The sequence below is a fragment of the Stygiolobus sp. CP850M genome, from assembly GCF_037389425.1.
In the GTDB taxonomy this organism is placed as follows: Archaea; Thermoproteota; Thermoprotei_A; order Sulfolobales; family Sulfolobaceae; genus Stygiolobus.
In genome coordinates, this window is sequence record NZ_JBBHKR010000049.1 from 1 (window position 1) to 18,878 (window position 18,878).

The 18,878-nt window shown below is 35.4% G+C and carries 19 protein-coding genes, 1 tRNA gene and 1 pseudogene; 12 read left to right on the top strand and 9 right to left on the bottom strand.

Translation table 11 applies throughout. From position 1 onward, the window contains the following. Positions 1-443: 443 nt before the first annotated feature. Together WIW89_RS04740 and WIW89_RS04745 are read left to right on the top strand one after the other, a co-directional pair. Positions 444-1,634: a Cdc6/Cdc18 family protein gene (locus tag WIW89_RS04740; RefSeq protein ID WP_337719934.1), complete on the top strand. Its 1,191-nt coding sequence runs from the start codon at positions 444-446 to the stop codon at positions 1,632-1,634. Continuing rightward, positions 1,615-2,169 (top strand): endonuclease dU, encoded by a 555-nt coding sequence (locus WIW89_RS04745; protein ID WP_337719946.1) that lies wholly within the window; start codon positions 1,615-1,617, stop codon positions 2,167-2,169. The genes WIW89_RS04740 and WIW89_RS04745 overlap by 20 nt, the downstream gene beginning before the upstream one ends. Here the strand turns inward: WIW89_RS04745 and WIW89_RS04750 are convergent. Genes WIW89_RS04750 through cyaB form a run of 4 tightly spaced genes read right to left on the bottom strand, consistent with a single transcriptional unit; the run spans position 2,158 to position 4,953 of the window. Then, positions 2,158-3,081, bottom strand: coding sequence for an acyl-CoA thioesterase (locus tag WIW89_RS04750; protein ID WP_337719935.1), 924 nt, complete (start codon positions 3,079-3,081; stop codon positions 2,158-2,160). The two genes, WIW89_RS04745 and WIW89_RS04750, sit on opposite strands and share 12 nt — an antisense overlap. A gap of 42 nt (positions 3,082-3,123) precedes the next feature. Beyond that, on the bottom strand, positions 3,124-3,642 hold the full coding sequence (locus tag WIW89_RS04755; RefSeq protein ID WP_337700039.1) for a nicotinamide-nucleotide adenylyltransferase: 519 nt from the start codon (positions 3,640-3,642) through the stop codon (positions 3,124-3,126). Beyond that, positions 3,597-4,367 (bottom strand): SAM hydrolase/SAM-dependent halogenase family protein, encoded by a 771-nt coding sequence (locus tag WIW89_RS04760; protein WP_337700041.1) that lies wholly within the window; start codon positions 4,365-4,367, stop codon positions 3,597-3,599. The genes WIW89_RS04755 and WIW89_RS04760 overlap by 46 nt, the downstream gene beginning before the upstream one ends. Before the next feature lie 31 nt (positions 4,368-4,398). Continuing rightward, positions 4,399-4,953 carry a class IV adenylate cyclase gene (gene cyaB, locus WIW89_RS04765; protein WP_337719936.1) on the bottom strand — a complete coding sequence of 185 codons (555 nt, stop codon included), beginning with the start codon at positions 4,951-4,953 and terminating at the stop codon, positions 4,399-4,401. A gap of 5 nt (positions 4,954-4,958) precedes the next feature. On the opposite strand from cyaB, the gene WIW89_RS04770 reads away from it, so the two are divergent. The 6 genes from WIW89_RS04770 (at position 4,959) to WIW89_RS04795 (ending at position 10,252) form a co-directional block, all read left to right on the top strand. Then, positions 4,959-5,963: an RsmB/NOP family class I SAM-dependent RNA methyltransferase gene (locus WIW89_RS04770; protein WP_337699515.1), complete on the top strand. Its 1,005-nt coding sequence runs from the start codon at positions 4,959-4,961 to the stop codon at positions 5,961-5,963. After that, on the top strand, positions 5,942-6,502 hold the full coding sequence (locus tag WIW89_RS04775) for a hypothetical protein (RefSeq protein ID WP_337719937.1): 561 nt from the start codon (positions 5,942-5,944) through the stop codon (positions 6,500-6,502). Before WIW89_RS04770 ends, WIW89_RS04775 begins: the two co-directional genes overlap by 22 nt. Before the next feature lie 60 nt (positions 6,503-6,562). Next, the gene (gene radA, locus WIW89_RS04780) at positions 6,563-7,534 is read left to right on the top strand and encodes a DNA repair and recombination protein RadA (protein WP_337699518.1); all 972 of its coding nucleotides are present in this window, start codon (positions 6,563-6,565) and stop codon (positions 7,532-7,534) included. A 59-nt stretch (positions 7,535-7,593) separates the two neighbouring features. After that, positions 7,594-8,103 (top strand): HIT family protein, encoded by a 510-nt coding sequence (locus WIW89_RS04785; RefSeq protein WP_337719938.1) that lies wholly within the window; start codon positions 7,594-7,596, stop codon positions 8,101-8,103. 27 nt (positions 8,104-8,130) lie between these two features. Beyond that, positions 8,131-9,342: a threonine ammonia-lyase gene (gene ilvA, locus WIW89_RS04790; RefSeq protein ID WP_337719939.1), complete on the top strand. Its 1,212-nt coding sequence runs from the start codon at positions 8,131-8,133 to the stop codon at positions 9,340-9,342. Positions 9,343-9,436: 94 nt separating this feature from the next. Beyond that, positions 9,437-10,252 carry a prephenate dehydratase gene (locus WIW89_RS04795; protein ID WP_337719947.1) on the top strand — a complete coding sequence of 272 codons (816 nt, stop codon included), beginning with the start codon at positions 9,437-9,439 and terminating at the stop codon, positions 10,250-10,252. On the opposite strand, the gene WIW89_RS04800 is transcribed toward WIW89_RS04795, so the two are convergent. The 5 genes from WIW89_RS04800 to WIW89_RS04820 all read right to left on the bottom strand — a co-directional run bounded on the left by WIW89_RS04800 (position 10,215) and on the right by WIW89_RS04820 (position 15,918). After that, positions 10,215-11,183, bottom strand: a complete 969-nt coding sequence (locus tag WIW89_RS04800; protein WP_337719940.1) for an Lrp/AsnC family transcriptional regulator — start codon at positions 11,181-11,183, stop codon at positions 10,215-10,217. The two genes, WIW89_RS04795 and WIW89_RS04800, sit on opposite strands and share 38 nt — an antisense overlap. 74 nt (positions 11,184-11,257) lie before the next feature. Further along, a complete protein-coding gene (locus tag WIW89_RS04805) occupies positions 11,258-12,667 on the bottom strand; it encodes an NAD(P)/FAD-dependent oxidoreductase (protein ID WP_337719941.1) in 1,410 nt (469 codons plus the stop codon). A gap of 4 nt (positions 12,668-12,671) precedes the next feature. After that, the gene (locus WIW89_RS04810) at positions 12,672-13,685 is read right to left on the bottom strand and encodes an adenylosuccinate synthetase (protein ID WP_337719942.1); all 1,014 of its coding nucleotides are present in this window, start codon (positions 13,683-13,685) and stop codon (positions 12,672-12,674) included. Between the two features lie 143 nt (positions 13,686-13,828). Beyond that, positions 13,829-14,884: a formate--phosphoribosylaminoimidazolecarboxamide ligase family protein gene (locus WIW89_RS04815; RefSeq protein WP_337719943.1), complete on the bottom strand. Its 1,056-nt coding sequence runs from the start codon at positions 14,882-14,884 to the stop codon at positions 13,829-13,831. Continuing rightward, the gene (locus tag WIW89_RS04820; RefSeq protein ID WP_337719948.1) at positions 14,884-15,918 is read right to left on the bottom strand and encodes a formate--phosphoribosylaminoimidazolecarboxamide ligase; all 1,035 of its coding nucleotides are present in this window, start codon (positions 15,916-15,918) and stop codon (positions 14,884-14,886) included. The genes WIW89_RS04815 and WIW89_RS04820 overlap by 1 nt, the downstream gene beginning before the upstream one ends. Positions 15,919-15,936: 18 nt before the next feature. Between WIW89_RS04820 and purB the strand changes: the two genes are divergently transcribed. The 4 genes and pseudogenes from purB to WIW89_RS04840 form a co-directional block, all read left to right on the top strand. Continuing rightward, the gene (purB, locus tag WIW89_RS04825; RefSeq protein WP_337719944.1) at positions 15,937-17,286 is read left to right on the top strand and encodes an adenylosuccinate lyase; all 1,350 of its coding nucleotides are present in this window, start codon (positions 15,937-15,939) and stop codon (positions 17,284-17,286) included. 31 nt (positions 17,287-17,317) lie between these two features. Continuing rightward, a tRNA-Thr gene (locus WIW89_RS04830) sits at positions 17,318-17,415 on the top strand. A 15-nt stretch (positions 17,416-17,430) separates the two neighbouring features. Then, the gene (locus WIW89_RS04835; RefSeq protein WP_337719945.1) at positions 17,431-18,375 is read left to right on the top strand and encodes a thiamine-phosphate kinase; all 945 of its coding nucleotides are present in this window, start codon (positions 17,431-17,433) and stop codon (positions 18,373-18,375) included. 69 nt (positions 18,376-18,444) lie between these two features. Further along, positions 18,445-18,878, top strand: a pseudogene (locus WIW89_RS04840) (tetraether lipid synthase Tes); the annotation flags it as partial.

An 18,878-nucleotide genomic window follows, 5' to 3' on the forward strand; every position in this document is an offset into this window, starting at 1 on the left:
CAGGCTGAGCTACCGGCCCATTATCAAAAGTGTTAATCTTAATAATTAAATCTTTCTTCCTTAACCTCGTCATAAAGTTGACCGTCTAGTAACAAGGTGAATTGAAAAACAAAGGAAATAATAAATTGATAATGAATGTGAAAACAATACAACTTTACGTGTTTTATTAGAATTATTAACTATGAAGCCAGGTCACCCCTTTGTTTCAACTGGACATACTATATTTTATCTCTAAAGCAAAAATCAGTGTAAAAGTTAATCTTATTATACAAACTACTGTTGCCTACGTCTTGTGATTATGATACTTCAGATTATTCTTCATTTCCAGTAGAAATAGAGGGGGAGATGCTTATCATAATACGTTATTATCTCCAGTGGAAATAGAGGGGTGATTTACCGGGGAGTTAAAGGTTAAAAGAAATATTAATATAATTTAGTAAATAATGAGTGATATAATCGACCAAATATTATCATCTATAGGGAAGGGCAAGGTATTCAAAGCCAGGGAACTACTCCTACCAGATTACGTTCCCGAAACTTTACCTCATCGAGAAAATCAGATACGAAAATTAGTAGAAATATTGTCTCCTTTAGTCAGGTCTGAAAGGCCTAGTAACATATTTATATACGGTTTAACAGGAACAGGTAAAACTGCTGTTACAAAGTTCGTATTAAAAAATCTGCACAAGAGATTTCCGTCTAACTTCACTTATGTTTATGTAAATACTAGGCAAAGCGATACTCCATATAGAATTTTAGCGGATATATTAGAAAGCTTAAACAGTAAGGTACCGTTTACCGGACTTTCTACAGCTGAACTTTTTAGAAGATTACTAAAAAAATTAAATGACATTGATTCTATTGTAGTAATCGTGCTTGATGAGATCGATGCAATGGTAAAAAAGCATGGTGATGACATACTTTACAGGTTTACACGTGCTAATAATGAACTCGGTAAGTCATTGATATCATTGATAGGGATCACTAACGATGTTAGGTTTATTGAAACATTGGATCCACGAGTGAAAAGCAGTTTAAGTGAAGAAGAGTTAGTATTTCCTCCTTATAACGCAGAAGAATTAGAAGATATTCTTAAACAAAGAGCCAAATTTGCCATATACGAGGAAGCTATAAATGATGACGTAATAAGACTTTGTGCAGCTTTGGCAGCTAGAGATCACGGTGATGCGAGAAGAGCTCTTGATCTTCTAAGGGTTGCAGGAGAGATAGCAGAAAGAGAAGGTAAAGATAAAATAACGGTTACTGAGGTTGAAAAAGCTAGAGTGGAAATAGAGAGGGATAGAGTTTATGAAGTTCTTTCTACTCTTCCTTTTCATTCTAAATTAGTTCTGGCAGCTATTCTAAAGGGGTTGAAGAGTAAATCTACCTTGACTACTGGTGAAGTTTATGAGATATATCTTAAGTTAGCAAATAAGATAGGAGTAGAAAACGTAACCCAAAGGAGAGTAAGTGATATTCTAAACGAGTTAGATATGGTAGGGATAATTACAGCTAAAGTAGTTAATAGAGGGAGATACGGTAAAACTAAGGAAATAAACCTGGCTGTCAGCGAAGACATTATTTATAAAGCTATTGTAGAAAGTGATGAGAGAATTGCAAGTTTGTGGAGTTGACGATGGTTATTTTCCGCTTAAGTTTAAGGGTGGTAAAGGGAAAACTGTGCTTTTATCTTCAAAGTATAACGATAAACTGTTGATAGGGATTGATTTTGACTTGATTTTAGTTGATGGTGATGATGCGACTTCAAAACTTAGGAAGATTTTAGACGATTGTGAAGTGGTCTTTACAGATGGGATAACTGTAGGCGGGTTTAATTATGTGGATCCAGAGGAATTAAGGAATTATGGTATAAATTACATAATATTTTATTCTAAGATACCTGATATAAAGGACGTGGAACATGCACTCTTAAAGCATTTTAGCGGTGATAGAAGGACTAGTATAATCTTAAATGTTTTAGAAAATTTAGTTCTACTACCTACCAAAAAAGGAAACGTATATGTTGACACTAATCTTAGCTTACAGTATGCTTCTAAATTGATTAACTATTATCAAATTTACGTTAAAGAGCCGGAGCCGCTTAGGACAGCACATACCATTGCTAGTTCTCTTTCAAGGTTTCTTCTTACTAAAAATTTATTGACATAATTCTGTTTCTTGAAGAGTCTTTGACAGTTTTATCCTTTCCTCTCTTTCCTTAAGCCTTTCCTCAAATATTTTCTTTTCTTTCTCAGTACTGGGCGTTATTTTTTGGATAGGTTTAGGTTTGGCATTTTCGTCTATGGCTACAAATGAGAATACTGTTCTCGTGACTAATCTTTTTTCACCTGTATAATGATTTATGGCGAAAACCTTAGCACCTACATCAAGGGATGTATTTCCAGTATACTCTATAGCAGCCTGAATCTCTAATATATCCCCTATTCTAACGGGGGACAAGAAGTTTGCGGCTCCTGCACTTCCAGTGAATACATTTCCTCTGGTGTAAAGTTTCGCTACTATTGCAAGTGCCTCATCCAACATTGTATACATTTTACCTGCATAAAGTATTCCATTTCCGAATCCGTGTTCTGGATATATTGTTCTTATATAGCTTTTACCGAAAGACATTCCAGGTAACAAATCCTCTTGATCTAAAACGTCCTTCTTCTTTTTCTCTATTCTCTTCTCCCTCCTTTTATTTGCCTCTTCGTCTGAACCTATTTTCACAGGCAACTTTCTAGGTCTACCATTCTCGTCAACAGCTACATAAGTAGTGAGCCCTAGTGCTCCTAATTCCTCTTTTTCTTCCCTCTTTATACATGCTTTAACTTTAATTTCAACAGAGCTCTCCCAACCTGCTGTAGTCTCGGCTACTACTCTTATAACATCCCCTACTCTTGCAGGTTTAAACAGATAAATATAATCGACAGATGCAAGTAAATAATTACCGCGGCTCACATTTGACATTAAGAGCCCGCTAGTGTCGATTAACCAATTCATATATATGCCACCGTGTAAGCTTCCGAAATGATTTGCATGCCATGGGAAAACGTTATAATAAGTTTCAATCTTATACATTCAGATTCCCATTTTCATAGTTCTTACCGGTGTATATAAGGATTAGGAGAAACCCGCAATAGACCTTAATCTTTCATCTCCTCTTATCTCATGAATGTAAGCAGATACTTCAGCTGGAACTAGTTTCTCCCATTCGTTGTTGTTTTCTATTATTAACCTTCTGATAAAAGTCGAGTTATATATCTTCCTGTCATATGCAGGCGGTTCAATAACCTCATAACCAGCTTCTTTGAATAGTCGCATAACTAGAGGATTCCTACTTATAATAACATCGAATTTAGGGGAGAAAGATTTTACATGGTAAACCCATACACTGTTCATTAAGATGTCCGGTATAGGAACAAAGTATATTAGAGATAAATCAATGTTACTCCCTTCTAGGGCTCTCCTTATCATCTCCATTCTCTCTCCAGCCGTGAAAGGATTAGAGAGTGTGTGGCTTTCCTGAGCGCTACCAATAACGACTATCAGCTCGTCGACTCTTTGAAGTGTCCATTTAACCACTTGGAGATGTCCTAAGTGGAAGGGTTGGAATCTCCCTGGGTAAAGACCTCTACGCAGACTTCATCACCTTCTCGTAAGTTAAGAATATAAAAGGCACTCCTCTTATTAATTCCGATCTCAATAAATGAGTACCCGTTTTTATATACCAAAAGTTCTTGTCCATAACTTTCTCCGAAAGTCTTTACTTGGTGTAATTCGTACTCCTGCCCGTCTTTAAGTATTAGTTTTCCATTCGTGTTTAGTAGAAGATCTTTATCTATTCTTATTGATGTAGTGACATTTCCGAAATGATCCACGTAAATAACTTTTCCACAAGCTTTCAATTTATTTTCAGCTATTTTCTCTAATTTATATTCAAAATCTAGATTTGTAATTTGACTTATTTCATCTCCGAATACGTTCATATCAACTCCTAGGGACAATAGAGCTGCCGTTACTGCAAAGATATCCCTGCCGTGAAAAGTATTAGAAATTCTCTTTGAGAGATACGATCTGGGATTGTTTATCCATATAATCGATTTTATTCGATCTTCATTAGCTGCAGGAAATAACACTCCGTTATCCGGTCCTACAAAGAAGTAGTTATTAGTTTTAATAATAAGAGGCTTTCTAGATGTACCTACACCAGGATCTATGACTACCAGAAATATTGTTCCTCTCCTAAAGTATCTATATGCGGTATAGAGTAAATACGCCCCGCTATAAATGTTAAATTCCTTTGCGTTAGGAGTAATATAAGTAATTTCTATCTCTGGGTTAAACTTTCTAATTACTGCTTCCATCACTCCATTATAGTTATCGGAAATTCCAAAGTCAGTTAGGATCGCTATTTGTTTTCTCAATTTTCTCCACCAGAAGTTCAAGATAAGATTTGAGTGTAGACTCCCCTTTTATCTCGTTTTCGGATAAGAAATTATTAACAAAGTTTAACAAGTTCTTTTCGTCGACGTCAATTCCTTCAATCTCCAAAAAATCTCCTAATCCTTTGACACTATCAAGAGAAATCGTGTAATTATTTACCTTAAAGTTCCATCTGGTTTTCTCTAACTCTATTACTTTTTTAAATCCCAAATTCTGTAAAATTCTGTCCATATCCTCAAGGTTAGAGATCTCGACGTTTATTTCTAATCTGGATTTACTTTGTGAGGATATTTTAGGTCCTTTATAGGTAAGTTCTATCTTTCCGTTACTTTTCCTTATTCTTAAGGCCTCGTCAGTTTGGCGAAAATCTCTAACTGGACTATTGTAGTATATGTCTTTCTGGCTTTCTTCTCCTAGAAAAGTGTACTTGTTTTTTAATTTGGTTAGTAAGACACTTAAAGGTGGGCTGAATAATTTTATTTTGACTTCCCGTTCTATGTGTGTCATCAAAAATGAATATTAATGAGTATATAAAAAAGTATGAGAAACTATTCACAGTTTCACCATCATTTAGAGCGAAACAACTAGCTAGAAAGTATGGCTTTCTGGATTATATGATCGAAAGATATATTCATATGATGGAGGATGAGTTAGAAGACTTTCTATATCATTGTAGCGTCCCGCTTATAAAGAGTATTAGATGTAATGATATTTTGATAGACTGTGAGAGACTTGTATCAAGATTAGAAAATAAGGGCTTTATGTTGGAGAAAGTTACATGGCTACCACATGGTTATAAAGTTATAAAAATGCCAAAAACTCCTTCTCTAGGTGCTACAATAGAATACTTGTCCGGTTATTATTATATACAAGGTTTAGCTTCAATGGTTCCACCTTACGTGTTATCTCCACGTGAAAATGATCTAGTTCTTGATATGGCTGCTTCACCGGGGAGTAAAACAACACAATTATCACAATTGATGCGGAACAAAGGATTAATTCTAGCAGTAGAAAAATCTAGAGATAGGATTAGAAGCTTAATGTCTAATATTAATAGAATGAAGGCTAAGAACGTTGTTTTACTTCGAACAGATTCTAAAAACCTAGTTAAAACTTCAATGAAATTTTCAAAAATATTACTGGATGCTCCTTGTAGTGGGGAGGGTCTAATTCCTGAAGATCCTAGAAGAAAGACAAAAACGAGTATGTCCGACCTGAAAATCTTTTTTGAGGAGCAACTTAAGCTTATTACAACTGCTTATTTACTTCTAGGGGAAGAAGGTACATTAGTTTATTCCACATGTAGTATAGCTCCTGAAGAGGATGAGGCGGTAGTAAATTTTGCCATTGAAGAGCTAGGGATGAAGACGGATAAAATTGAAGGGTATCCGGCTCAGCCTGGATTAGAAGAGTTTATGTATGTAAAATTCAGCTCTGAAGTTAAAAAATGTATAAGGTTTTACCCGCATAAATCACGTACAGAGGGGTTTTTTGTTTGCAGGCTAAGAAAAAGCTAGACTATAAGCGTATTTCTCTTAACGAGTTTCTTTCCATAGTAAAACAAATCCTTGTAAGTTATAATTGCGATACTGAAGGGTTCTCTCAGCTATTTAGGGACAAGGAAATATTTCTCTTTTCCTCTAGTTTTGATCAGATAGAGGTTTTTTCTAATAAAAACAATGATAAATTAAATGAAATTCTTACTAAACTTAGGGAAATTAATCTATATCCTTACTCAATAGGAGAGCCCATTGTAAAGATCTTGAAAGGAAAGGTGTATCCGCTGTTACCCATTTCTGAGTATTTATCGCAAGTTTGTAAAAATAAAATTTTCTTAAATAATTCAAAGTTAGTAGAAAAACTTACCTACGGTAAATCTGTATTAGTTGATTTTAGAGATGTTAAAACAACTTGTGAGTTGTCTGATAATAAAAAATATTTAATATACTCAGAAGACGCTATATTTATAGCTTTTACTAGGGTTAAAATAAAGAAAAAAATCGTAGAGATAATACCTGATTTAGATATAGGTTGGTATTTAAGAGAGGGAAAATAATGTTTATTAGGTATCGGTGGAAAGTGTATATTTTAGATTTTACAGTTGGTGATGTGGTATATGTCAACAAACGGTGATGGAAGGAAAGTAAAGAGCCTATCCGATTTACCTGGAATAGGGCAAAGTATACTCAATAAGTTGATAGAGGCGGGTTATTCCACACTAGAAGCAGTAGCAGTAGCATCACCTCAAGACTTAAGCGTAGCTGCTGGAATTCCACAAACTACAGCACAAAGAATAATAAAAGAAGCTAGAGAAGCATTAGATATTAGATTCAAGACAGCTCTTGAGGTTAAAAAAGAAAGAATGAATACTAAGAAAATTACAACAAGCAGTCAAGCACTAGACGGACTTTTGGGTGGAGGAATAGAAACAAGAACTATGACGGAATTTTTTGGAGAGTTTGGTTCTGGAAAGACACAATTATGTCATCAGCTTAGTGTTAATGTTCAATTACCGCCCGAAAAAGGCGGTCTTAACGGCAAGGCTGTATACATAGATACAGAAGGTACTTTCAGATGGGAGAGAATAGAGGCTATGGCTAAAGCAGTGGGATTGGATCCGGATACCGCAATGAATAACATATACTACATGAGGGCTATTAATTCAGATCATCAGATGGCTATAGTAGAGGATTTGCAAGAACTGATTACAAAAGAACCAGCAATCAAATTGGTAATTGTGGATTCGGTAACGTCACATTTCAGGGCTGAGTATCCGGGTAGAGAAAACTTGGCTGTAAGGCAGCAAAAACTCAACAAACACTTACACCAGCTAGTTAGGTTAGCTGAAATGTATGATATAGCTACAATAATTACAAACCAAGTTATGGCGAGGCCAGACATGTTTTACGGAGACCCGACTGTAGCTGTTGGAGGTCATACCTTATATCATGTTCCAGGTATCAGAATTCAAATAAAGAAGAGTAGAGGAAATAAGAGAATAGCTAGAGTAGTTGACGCTCCTCATTTGCCTGAAGGAGAAGTTGTATTTGCCATAACTGAAGAAGGAATAAGAGATGCTGAGGAATAAACTACAAAATTAAGGTTTAACTATTTATTTACTCGTTACTTTTTATTGTTTAGATAAGTATGGACGTATTATGGGCTCCTTGGAGATCAAAATATATCTCAGAAGCTTCTAAAAAGAAGGACGACTCTTGCATTTTCTGTGATTTTCCAAAATCAACTAATGATAAAGAACACTTAATAGTTTATAGAGGCAAATTTAATTTTGTAATACTGAACGCTTACCCATATAATCCAGGTCATATCATGGTAGTTCCCTATAGGCATGTTAGTAGTATTGAGTTATTATCTGATGAAGAGGCTTTAGAGCTCTTCTCTATAGTAAAAAGAGCTATAAAAATCCTTAGGAAGGTATATTCCCCAGACGGATTTAATCTAGGTATAAATATTGGGAGGGTAGCCGGAGCAGGTATAGATCAGCACGTTCATGTTCATATAGTTCCAAGATGGAACGGTGATGTTAATTTCATGCCAGTGATAGGTGGGATAAAGGTACTTCCAGAACTATTAGAAGATACCTTTAATAAGTTATACAAGGAGTTCAATAACGAGGATGAGGCCTTCGATCGCTGAAAAATGATGAGGGTAGGGTTTGCCTGAATGACATGGTATGAATATTTTAATGAAATTGTTAAGACCAAAGAGCTAATCAGAAAGTATATTCATGAGACCCCTTTAGATTATTCCAATACCTTATCAAGGGCCACTAATGCAGACGTATATCTAAAAATGGAAAACTTACAAAAGACTGGTTCGTTTAAAGTAAGGGGTGCATTTTCTAGGTTAATTAGATTATCGGAAGAAGAGAGGAAAAGAGGTGTAATAGCAGTCTCTGCTGGTAATCACGCACAAGGTGTAGCTTATGCCGCTAAGGCTTTAGGAATTAAGGCAACAATTGTAATGCCCGAAACTGCTCCAATATCTAAGTATTTAGCTACTAAATCTTATGGGGCAAATGTAATATTATATGGAAAGTTTCTTCATGAAGGTATGAAAAAAGCAGAGGAAATTATTAGAGAAACAAGAGCAATATTAGTCCATCCTTACGGTGATTTGAATGTAATATTAGGGCAGGGAACTTTAGGGTTAGAATTACTGGATTTGAAACCTGATGTGGTCATAGTTCCCATAGGAGGAGGTGGGCTTATCTCAGGCATATCCTTAGTGATAAAGTCTAAGTTACCTAACGTTAAAATAATTGGGGTTCAATCATCAGCTTCTCCTTCATTAAAGGTCTCTAAAGATTTAGGTAGATTAGTTGAGATAGAACCTTCGTTCTCGATAGCGGATGGGATTTTAGTTAAATCACCTTCAGAGTTAACCTATAAAATTATAAATGAATTAGTTGACGATATAGTTCTAGTTGATGATGACGAAATAGCTAATGCGATTATGTTCTTACTAGAGAGAAATAAGACAGTAGCTGAGGGAGCTGGTGCAGCTACAGTCGCTGCATTACTTTCTGGTAAGGTTAGTTACCATGGAAAGAAAATTGTCCCAATAATAAGTGGTGGGAATATAGATCTTTCCTTATTGGCAAGAATCATTGATAAGATGTTATACAAAACAAAGAGAATAGTAAAAGTTAAAGTCCTCGTGCCCGATAAACCAGGTTATCTAAATAAGGTTTTAAGCAGAATAGCCCAAATAAGGGGAAACGTAATTGACGTAATTCATGATAGAATTAGTAGCGACGTAAAACCAGGGTACACTAAAATCTATGTCATGTTTGAGATTCCTTCTGGAGATGCATTGTCTGATTTTCTATATGCATTAGCATTAGACGGTATTGAAGCCACATTAGTTGAGTAAAAGAGTAGTCAGTATTAATAATCTCTGAATATCATCATAATTTCTACTTAACTTTATAAGATAGAGTTACCATTTAAACGTCGATCCAAATGGAATTTATTATTTAGGCCCTGAAGGGAGCTTTTCGAACGAAGTAGCAAATATGGTAAATGGAAACAAAATTCCGCTAAGGTCAATATCAGAGATATTTAGTAGGGTTTATACTGATAATAACGCGATAGGTGTAGTTCCTATAGAGAATAGTATAGAAGGTCCTGTTCATGAGACTTTAGATAACTTATACAAATATGATGAAATCTATGTAAATTCCTATATAGAAAGGGAAATAAAACTAGTTCTAGCTGTTAATACTAACGTAAAACGAATAGAAGACATAAAAAGATTATATTCTCATAACCATGCAATACAAGAGGCCAAAGAGACTTTACAAAAGCTTAAAATTGAAAACATAATTCCAGTAGAAAGTACTTCTGCTGCCGCCTTATATGCCTCGAAAGACAACTACGGGGCAGCAATATGCTCACAATATGCAGCCTCAGTCTACGGCCTTAAAATATTGTTGAATAATATACAAGACAATTTGAATATTACAAGGTTCGTTACAATATCTAAGAGTCTCACTACAAGCGGAGAGAGAACTATGATATTCTTTAATGTTCCTCATAAGCCTGGCGCCCTATATAGAGCCTTAGAAAAATTCTACAAATATAACATAAACCTAACTATGATATATTCGAGACCTCTTAAAGTAATACCATGGCAATATTACTTCTACCTAGAGTTTGAAGGAGAGTTAAGGAACTCAAAGACAATTAATTTGTTAGAAGAGCTTAACGCTGTAGTAACTAATATTAAAATAAAGGGTTCTTATTCTAGATTACAATACCAGGCTTCAAATTTTCTAGGCTGAATAGTAGCATATAACTCTTAGCATTTGCCAAAGTCACCGCTTTTTTTGCGACTTCTGATATGATTTCCCTCGACCTTGCATGTATCATCGCATAACATAAGTAATCCCATTTCGTGTTGGATTCCCTTAGTACTACATGAGTGGCTTCTTTTAGTTTATTTGCGATGTTGTAACATGAGGATTCTATATCCTCTGAGTTAATCAGCATCATTGCATTTTCAGTTATACCCACTTTTTCCCCGTTTATTGTAGCTCCGTAATCTTTAATCACACCTTTTTCGTATAACTCTTTAATAAGCTCCACCAATTCACTGTCTTTCATGTTATACTTTTCTGCTATCTTTTGAAAAGGTCTTTCAGAAATAGATAACGGATAAGAGAGGTCTTTCAATAACTCCTTCTGTATTCCTAATTCTTCTGCAGTAGGAATTTTTTCGTGAACCGGCTGGTTATCAGCATACGAGACCCCCTTTATAACGTCGTATTTAACACTTAATTTTAAAGATTTTTTAGAATACAAAACTACATATTCCTTACATTTTACTTCACTCATCAATTCGGCAATCTTTTTGTCCAAAGACTCTTTACCCTCAGCTTTTAATACGTACCATACGTTGTATCTGGGATGATTTCTAATAAAATTATGAGTGAGTTCTCTTATTCCTAACGCTATTTTTCTAAACTTTTCTAAATTTTCGGGAGGAATTGCAGCAGCGATTAACGCGCTCTCCATCCCCTTAGCTCTAAAGCTGACATACATTCCTACTCTCTTGACAATTTCCCTATCTATAAGACCCTTTACTATTTCTATGACTTCTCTCTCACTAATCCCTAGTTTTTCACCAATTAACTGAAAGGGTTTCTCGTCAAAAGGAAAGTTATATTCAAGCTCCATTATTACTTTTTGTTCAATCTCGTTTAAGTCGTTCATATAAGATAAAGTAAACACAGAAGCTAAAAACTCTTTTATTATTTCTAAAATTTGATTAAATCTGGGAGAAAAGATTAAATTCCTAACTTTCTAGTTATACCTCTTGCTGCAAGTATACCAGTAGCTGCTGCAATGTTTATTCCTCTTGATAAACCTACTCCATCACCAGCAACAAACAAGTTATCTACTACAGTCTCCATATTACTATCTACTACAGCTTTCATACTATAGTACTTTATTTCAGGTGCATATAGTAAGGTGTTAGAAGAATATAACCCCGGTGCAATGTTGTCAAGTCTCTCTAGACCTTCAATTAAGTTACTAACTACTCTATATGGGAGTCCCATGCTTATATCACCTGGAGTTACGTCTCTTAAAGTAGGCCTTACTGTAGATCTGTTAATTCTTTCCCACGTACTTCTTCTTCCTTTTTCGAAGTCAATGAGTCTCTGTATTATTGGTTTCTCTCCGCCTAATCTGGTCATTAGTCTCGCAATGCTTTTTCCGTACTCAATTGTATCTTCCAGAGGATCCGAAAGTTTTATTGTAGTTAAGAAGGCAAAATTCGTATTATTGCTTTTCCTATCAGCGAAGGTTTGCCCGTTAACGCCTATAGTACCGTCATCGTAAACTTCTTTCATAATATAACCTCTTGGATTTACACAGAAAGTTCTAACTTTATCATCATATTTTTTGGTGTATAGTACTACTTTAGGATCCCATACCGCTGAAGTTAGTTCCTCCATTACAAAGGATTCTACCTCAACTCTTACGCCAATATCGAGAGGTCCTGGTACCATATCAACGCCTAAGTTCCTAGCTTGTTCTAAGAACCACTTAGCACCAGCTCTACCAGGTGCTACAAGCAGGGTTTTAGTTTCTATTTCCTCTTTTCTGTTAGTCTTGAGAAGGAAATGATCACCCTTCTTTTGTATTTCTAGCACGTTTGTTAATTCTTCTACTTTTACGCCACTCTTCTCTATATAATTGAGAATATTCTCTATAACTAAAGGAGTTTTATCAGTTCCTATGTGCCTCTGCCTAATAGGTATAAATTCCGCACCTACCTTAGCTGCTTTTCTTTGAATATCCTTAACTTTTTCCATGTTGGGTTCGAAGAACCTATCCTTAGGTGCTCCAAACTTTACCAAAACTTCGTCTACATAATCTACTAACTCTTGTGCCTTATCCCAACTCCTTAATATTTCATGAAGTTCTCCACCAATATCCGGTCTGAGGTTTATTATTCCACTACTATAAGTTCCAGCTCCACCTATACCGTAAGTTATATTGCAAGGATCGCAGAAGGTACACTTTTCCTTAGGAGTCAGTAATGGGCACGTCCTTTTCAAAGGTCTTAGACCCTTATCTACTAATAAGACCTTCAGGTCCTTGCCGTTTTCGGAATTCTTTAAGTTTGCTAGTTCGTAAGCAGCAAACAGTCCAGCCGGTCCTGCTCCCACTATAACTATGTCGTAAACCATATTCTCACTCTCTTATTTTCTCTTGTCTTAGATCAATTGTAGCTAATGTGTCTTCTCCAGTTCCGATTATCGTAATTGGTGCTTTTAATTCGGCTTCTAGATCCTCTATCCATTTTCTAGCCTCTCTAGGTAGTTTATTAAACTCTCTTACATTTCTTGCCTCCTTAAATAGAGAATCTAGTTTGGTTATTGCTACTTGGGTTGCTGAATTTATCCTTATTGCTTCTTTAGCCAACTTCACATTGAAAGGTGCACTCCTTCTTTTTCTTCCAGTAACAGTTGCAGTTTCAGCTATTCCCATTTTCTCAGCCTCCTCCCAAGGTATTTCTCCTTCTAAAGTACCTCCTCCTACTCTTGTGACATAGGATTTGAATACGATTATCACGTGATCAACGTACTTAGGTCCTATTCCCAATTCGCTTAGGATTCCAGACGACGTAGTATTCCTGCTCGTTACATAGGGATATTCTCCGTGATAAAGACTTAAGTAATGTCCTTGTGTACCTTCAACTAATACGTCGTTACCTTTACCTAATTCGTCTAACACTAAATTAGGAACTTTAGTTAAGTATGGTTTAAGTTCTTCATAATCTTTTGCGAGCTTTAATTTTCTTAAGATTCTTTTAGCTTCAGCATATCCCACTCCTTGACCGGTGCTTCCTATTACTTTCATTAAATATTCATCTTTCCTTTCTTCGTCAATCTCCCCTTGGGTTATGATCCCTACGTGCTCGTCTACTAATAGTCTGTCCGTACTATCGGTTTCTCTAGCCTCATTAAATAGTAATTGAATAGACGTGAGAGCACCTGGAGCTAGAACTAATTTAGATGACTTATTTATAAAGGCTGATGGAATAATTCTAACTTTCCATTGCTTCCCCATATAAGTTACTGTGTGCCCAGCGTTAATGGATCCAGTTCTGACTGCGAGTTTTGGAGAATCATTAATTCCTATATATGCAGCTATCTTACCCTTTCCTTCGTCTCCAAAAAAACCTCCTACTAAAATCGTTAGCATTAAACACCGTTTTGATAAATATTGATGTATGATATTTAAATATTTCTTACGTCAATCTATAATTATAATCTGGTAAAAGATCCGTCTATTTATAATCAGCACTTACGTCAATCTATAATTATAAAAAATCCACCTAAAAATCTTTAAGTTATAATTAAGTCGATCGAGTTACGTGAAATAGCTTCTTTTATTTCATAAGCTATTCTTCTTCCTACGCTCATAGGTTTGCCAAAATATAGTTTAGAGTACTGGCTTCCTATTCCCATATGGGCATTAGTCCCTCCTCCTATTCTAGGAGCTACATCAAATACTATCAAATCGAGTTCGGGCGTTACCATTAACTGTAAAGTAAATGGTCCTATAATACCAGGTGGTTCCAGCTTTTTCGTAGTTTCTACAAAAGAGTAACCTATTTCGAATATTTTCTCCAGTAAGCTTTCCCTTATAGTTGCTGGCTCGTGGCCCACTTCTATAAATCTTGGTAGTCTATTTAGTTTCAATTGAATTTCAGCGGGTAATCTGTAAAATGAATCCCAATCACTTTGAATTCTACGATCGACACTTAGGAGTTCTACTCTGTCATAAATTGGTGAATTGAAGTAATTAATGTTAAAATGGGCTCCTAATATGTATTCTTCAATAACCATCGAGTTTATACTTTCATCATCTATTATCCCATTTTTCCTCAGTTCATCTATTTTATTGTCAAAATCCTTTTGGTTTACAGCAATGAAAAACCCTCTTTCTACTCTTCTTTTTGCTTCTGGAAGTTTGACTATTACTGGAACGTCTATGTTATCAGGTCTTAACGTTCTAGGTCTTTTTATTTTCGCTTCATCTAGTAATTTATAGTAATTCTTATCCCCACTCCTCTCCTCCCATCTGAGCATTCTTCTATTGCCAAAGAATTTTGTCTTCATTCTTTCTAAGTTATCGTAACCTACATAAACAGCTAAGCTTCTGTTAGGAACCATGATCACATTTTCGCTGTGAAGCATCGAGTCAATTTTATCAGACGATATTTCCTTAAAGTCATCTAAAACTATACATCTATCTACTATTCTTTTAAATTCTCTATAAGCTCTATCTCTACCCTTCTTACATAATGCTATTGTTTTAAACCCTTCATCTTTAGCCCCATCGAAAACGTCTAATGCTGAATGGCTTGCTAAAGCAGCTATTTGAATCACGTTATCCATTAAGTTAACACCTCGTTGAGCCTATTTTCGTTTAAAGCTAATTTGATTTCTCTTCCTATTCTTCTGCCTACACTCATGGGTTCATCCCAATATAACCAGCTATATGGGCTTCCGTTTATATACAGATTAGTACCAGCTACAATTCTCCCAGAGAATTCAAATACCGCTATTTCTCCTGAGTCTTTAACGACAGATTCCAAGCAGAAAGGCCCTATCATTCCAGGCGGGACTCTTTCTTTTATTGTATTAACAAATGACATACCGTAATCAAACACTTTAGGTAATAAACTCTCTCTTGCAACAGCAGGTAAATTGCCCACTACTACGAATGTTGGTTCGATATTTAAGTTGAAAGGAAGTCTTCTCAACCCGTCGACGTTAGTTTCATATCTTATATCAATACCCGTTATTTCTAATCTATTTAAAATAGGACTGTAAAAGAATTGGAAATACATTGGTACTCCGATAACATATTCTTGGATTATTACTTCATTGATAGATTTAATCAGTTTAGCGGAGAGTAATTTGTTTAAGCCCTCCTTAACTTCGGACTTATTTTTTGCTACAAAATATCCCCTACCTCCTTTTGCTCCAGGTAGTTTTACGATTACCATTCTATCTACGTCTTCAGGACTTTCAAAATCCATGGGAGTTGGTATATTGGACATTTTTAGCAAGCTCATTTTCTTCCTTTGATTTGCTTCCCATTCGAACAAGTTTCTATTTCCGAAGATCTTAGTAGAGATTTTCTTTACTCTCTCATTACCTATATATTCTACGAGACTTCCATGAGGAATCAAGATTCCGTTATCAGTATATTTGTTAATATAATTCACAGCCTCGTCTTCGTTCCTATACCCGATTACCTTATCAATAAACGGGAATTGCGAATAAAATTTGACTCTGTTTTCTGGTGTTATTTGTATTGTCTTGAAACCTTCTTTTTTGGCACCGTGAAGAATTTGTAGTGATGAATGACTGCCAATTGTTATTATTGTATCCATATTCAATATACGAAGACTTAATACGCTAATAAATGTCTTTTTAAAATTATGAGTAATGAAATATGTGTTTTTGAATGGAGATATGGAAGTAAAGAAATGAGAGATTTATTTTCAAGAAAAAACATAGTTAAAACCATGGCAGAAGTAGAGGTAGCATTATTATATGCTTTATTTAAAGCTGGAGTTATTAATGAGGATGAGTCAAAGCGGGTAAAAGAAGTAATAGAAAAAATAAATATAGAAAGAATCAACGAATTAGAGAAAAAATTAGGTCATGATGTTATGGCTTTAACGGTTCATCTGGCCGAACTTTCAGGGGCTAAGTACATTCATTACGGGGCAACCAGCTATGATATAATAGATACAGCATACGCCATAATTTTCTCAAAGGCATTGAATATAATTAAACAGAAACTGAGAAATATTCTCCAAATCCTACTTGACTACTCATCAAAATACAAAGACCTAGTGATGGTAGGAAGGACTCACGGGCAACACGCCCTTCCGATTACTTTAGGTTTTAAGTTTTCTAATTACGCGTATGAATTTTCTAGGTCATTAGAGAGATTATGTGAGCTGGAAAAGAGATTAGTAAGAATAAAAATGGCGGGAGCCGTGGGTACGATGGCAGCTTGGCGAGATAAAGGGGTGGAAATCGAGAATTACGTTTCAGAAAATCTTGGAATACCTTCTCATGTAATTTCAACTCAAGTAGCACCGAGAGATGCATTTGCCGAATTGATCTCAGATCTAGCGATATTAGGTTCTCAACTTGATAGGTTTGCCTTAGAAATACGTGAACTTATGAGACCAGAAATTTTGGAACTTGCAGAGGGAGAGGCCGTAGAGAGAGTAGGGAGTAGTACGATGCCTCATAAGGAAAACCCAGTAACAGCTGAGAAGATAAGTGGGTTAGCAAAAGTCTTAAGGGGTTTCGTTATAGCGGAGCTCGAAAACATACCATTATGGCACGAGCGTGATTTAACTAATAGCTCTTCCGAACGTATAATTATTTCCCATTCCTTCCTTACAATTGATGAAATGTTAGATAGTACGATCAAATTGATGAGAACATTAAGAATATTTCCAGAAAATATGGAAAGAAACCTAAACTTAACCAAAGGTCTTATAATGGCAGAGAGTCTAATGGTTAATTTAACTTTAAGAGGTCTTCCCAGACATACGGCTCATGAGCTTTCGATGAATATATCCAGAGAAGCTGAAGCCAAGAATAAGTCTCTTTATGAGGAAGCTTTAGAAAACGAAATAGTTAGACAGTATATGACCGAAGAAGACTTGAGACAAGTTCTAGATCCTAAAGGGTATTTAGGCTCATATAGTATTCTAATAGATAGAACTAAAGACTACGTCATGAAAGTAATCTCGTCTTGTATTTAAATTTTAAAAAGCTTAGATACAAAAAATATATGCCGCCGTAGCTCAGACTGGTAGAGCGCCGGCCTCGTAAGGTATAGTAGCAGGATCCGGTACAGCCGGTGGTCCGGGGTTCAAGTCCCCGCGGCGGCTTTTTGGTGATTAAAGTTGTTTTCAGAACATGAATTTATAAATAGTATAATATCTAAGTATGTAGTTTTTAATTCTATAAGAGACGATGTATACACTGAAAAAGGTCTCATCTACAAAATAGACGGTTTTCAATTATCTTATACTTTTTCTTTCATGGATTTATATGATTTAGGTTGGAAAGCAGTAATTTCAACCGTAAGCGACATTATCTCTAAAGGCGGAATTCCTAGTTTGTTCTTCTCATCGATTGGTATACCTAAATCAAAGTTGGATAAACTTGAGAATTTAATTGAAGGTATAGCAGATGCTATTAAGTATTACCATGGCAAGTACGTAGGTGGAGATCTTAATTCCAGTGACGGAAGCGGTTGGATCGATATAATGGGGATTGGGTTGTCTACGTGTAATTCTAACAAGGACATAGATGACGGTGATGTAGTAATTATATCTAATTCAATAGGATACACATCATTAGTTTTTCTATCTTATGTTCGTTCTTGGAATATTTATTTACCTAAAAAAGTGATCAATAAGATTCGTCATCCTATTGTTAATAAAGGTATAGTTAAAATTATTGAAAAATATTGTACAAATATTTCGTATTCAACTGATGTCAGCGACGGTCTCATTGTCTCCTTGTACAATATCGTAAAAAGAAAGAATGTAACAGTAGAACTGAAGCAAATACCCATAGACCCAGAGGTAAAAGAAATGACTGATTCCTTAGGTATCGAAATCAAAGATATCCTAAAGTATTCGGGAGAAGAGTTCGAGACATTACTAGTTGTTAGAAAAAGCGTAGTAGAGGAAGTTATGAGAGAAATGAGAAAATATGGTTTAAACCCAATAGTTATAGGAGAAGTAATTAAAAATGAAAACTCTGAAGGGAAGAACAATGTATTATACAAGGGTGAAGTTGTAGAAAATACTGGATGGGATAATTTCTTAGGATGGTTTTAACCAAATATGCAGTTATAATGGTGAAAGAGCTTATAAGTAGGCTACTCATATGCTTTATGAAGATAAAAAATGACAGAAACAGTTCAGAAGAGCGAGGAAAGATTTAGACTATTACCAGCTCCGTCTAAATTTGATAACGGGGTAGTTAAATTTGGAGATAGGGAAATTAGGATAGGAGGCCCTTTACCTAAGATTGCAGAAAATGAAAAATTGGTGAGAGTTACTAGTTCCTTATGTCCGGTCTGTTATAGACTATTACCTGCCGTAATATTTGAGAAAGAAGATAAATTATACATAAGAAAAGTCTGTCCAGATCACGGTGAATTTGAAGATCTATATTATGGTGATGTAAATCTATACTACAAGTTCGACTATTGGGAATATGAAGGTAAGGGACCTAAGGTTCCATATGTAGATCTTAAATCGCCTTGTCCTTTTAACTGTGGGCTTTGTCCAATGCATCATCAGCACTCAGCTCTTGTAAACATGGTAATTACGAACAG

Bases quoted from the DNA above. Each gene is read 5' to 3' on its own strand.
- purB (WP_337719944.1), top strand. From the start codon at position 15,937: ATGAGTAATGAAATATGTGTTTTTGAATGGAGATATGGAAGTAAAGAA.
- WIW89_RS04760 (WP_337700041.1), bottom strand. From the start codon at position 4,367: ATGGAAGCAGTAATTAGAAAGTTTAACCCAGAGATAGAAATTACTTAT.
- WIW89_RS04785 (WP_337719938.1), top strand. From the start codon at position 7,594: ATGGACGTATTATGGGCTCCTTGGAGATCAAAATATATCTCAGAAGCT.
- WIW89_RS04770 (WP_337699515.1), top strand. From the start codon at position 4,959: ATGAATATTAATGAGTATATAAAAAAGTATGAGAAACTATTCACAGTT.
- WIW89_RS04750 (WP_337719935.1), bottom strand. From the start codon at position 3,081: ATGTATAAGATTGAAACTTATTATAACGTTTTCCCATGGCATGCAAAT.
- WIW89_RS04740 (WP_337719934.1), top strand. From the start codon at position 444: ATGAGTGATATAATCGACCAAATATTATCATCTATAGGGAAGGGCAAG.
- WIW89_RS04800 (WP_337719940.1), bottom strand. From the start codon at position 11,183: ATGAACGACTTAAACGAGATTGAACAAAAAGTAATAATGGAGCTTGAA.
- cyaB (WP_337719936.1), bottom strand. From the start codon at position 4,953: ATGACACACATAGAACGGGAAGTCAAAATAAAATTATTCAGCCCACCT.
- WIW89_RS04810 (WP_337719942.1), bottom strand. From the start codon at position 13,685: ATGCTAACGATTTTAGTAGGAGGTTTTTTTGGAGACGAAGGAAAGGGT.
- ilvA (WP_337719939.1), top strand. From the start codon at position 8,131: ATGACATGGTATGAATATTTTAATGAAATTGTTAAGACCAAAGAGCTA.
- WIW89_RS04805 (WP_337719941.1), bottom strand. From the start codon at position 12,667: ATGGTTTACGACATAGTTATAGTGGGAGCAGGACCGGCTGGACTGTTT.
- radA (WP_337699518.1), top strand. From the start codon at position 6,563: ATGTCAACAAACGGTGATGGAAGGAAAGTAAAGAGCCTATCCGATTTA.
- WIW89_RS04815 (WP_337719943.1), bottom strand. From the start codon at position 14,884: ATGGATAACGTGATTCAAATAGCTGCTTTAGCAAGCCATTCAGCATTA.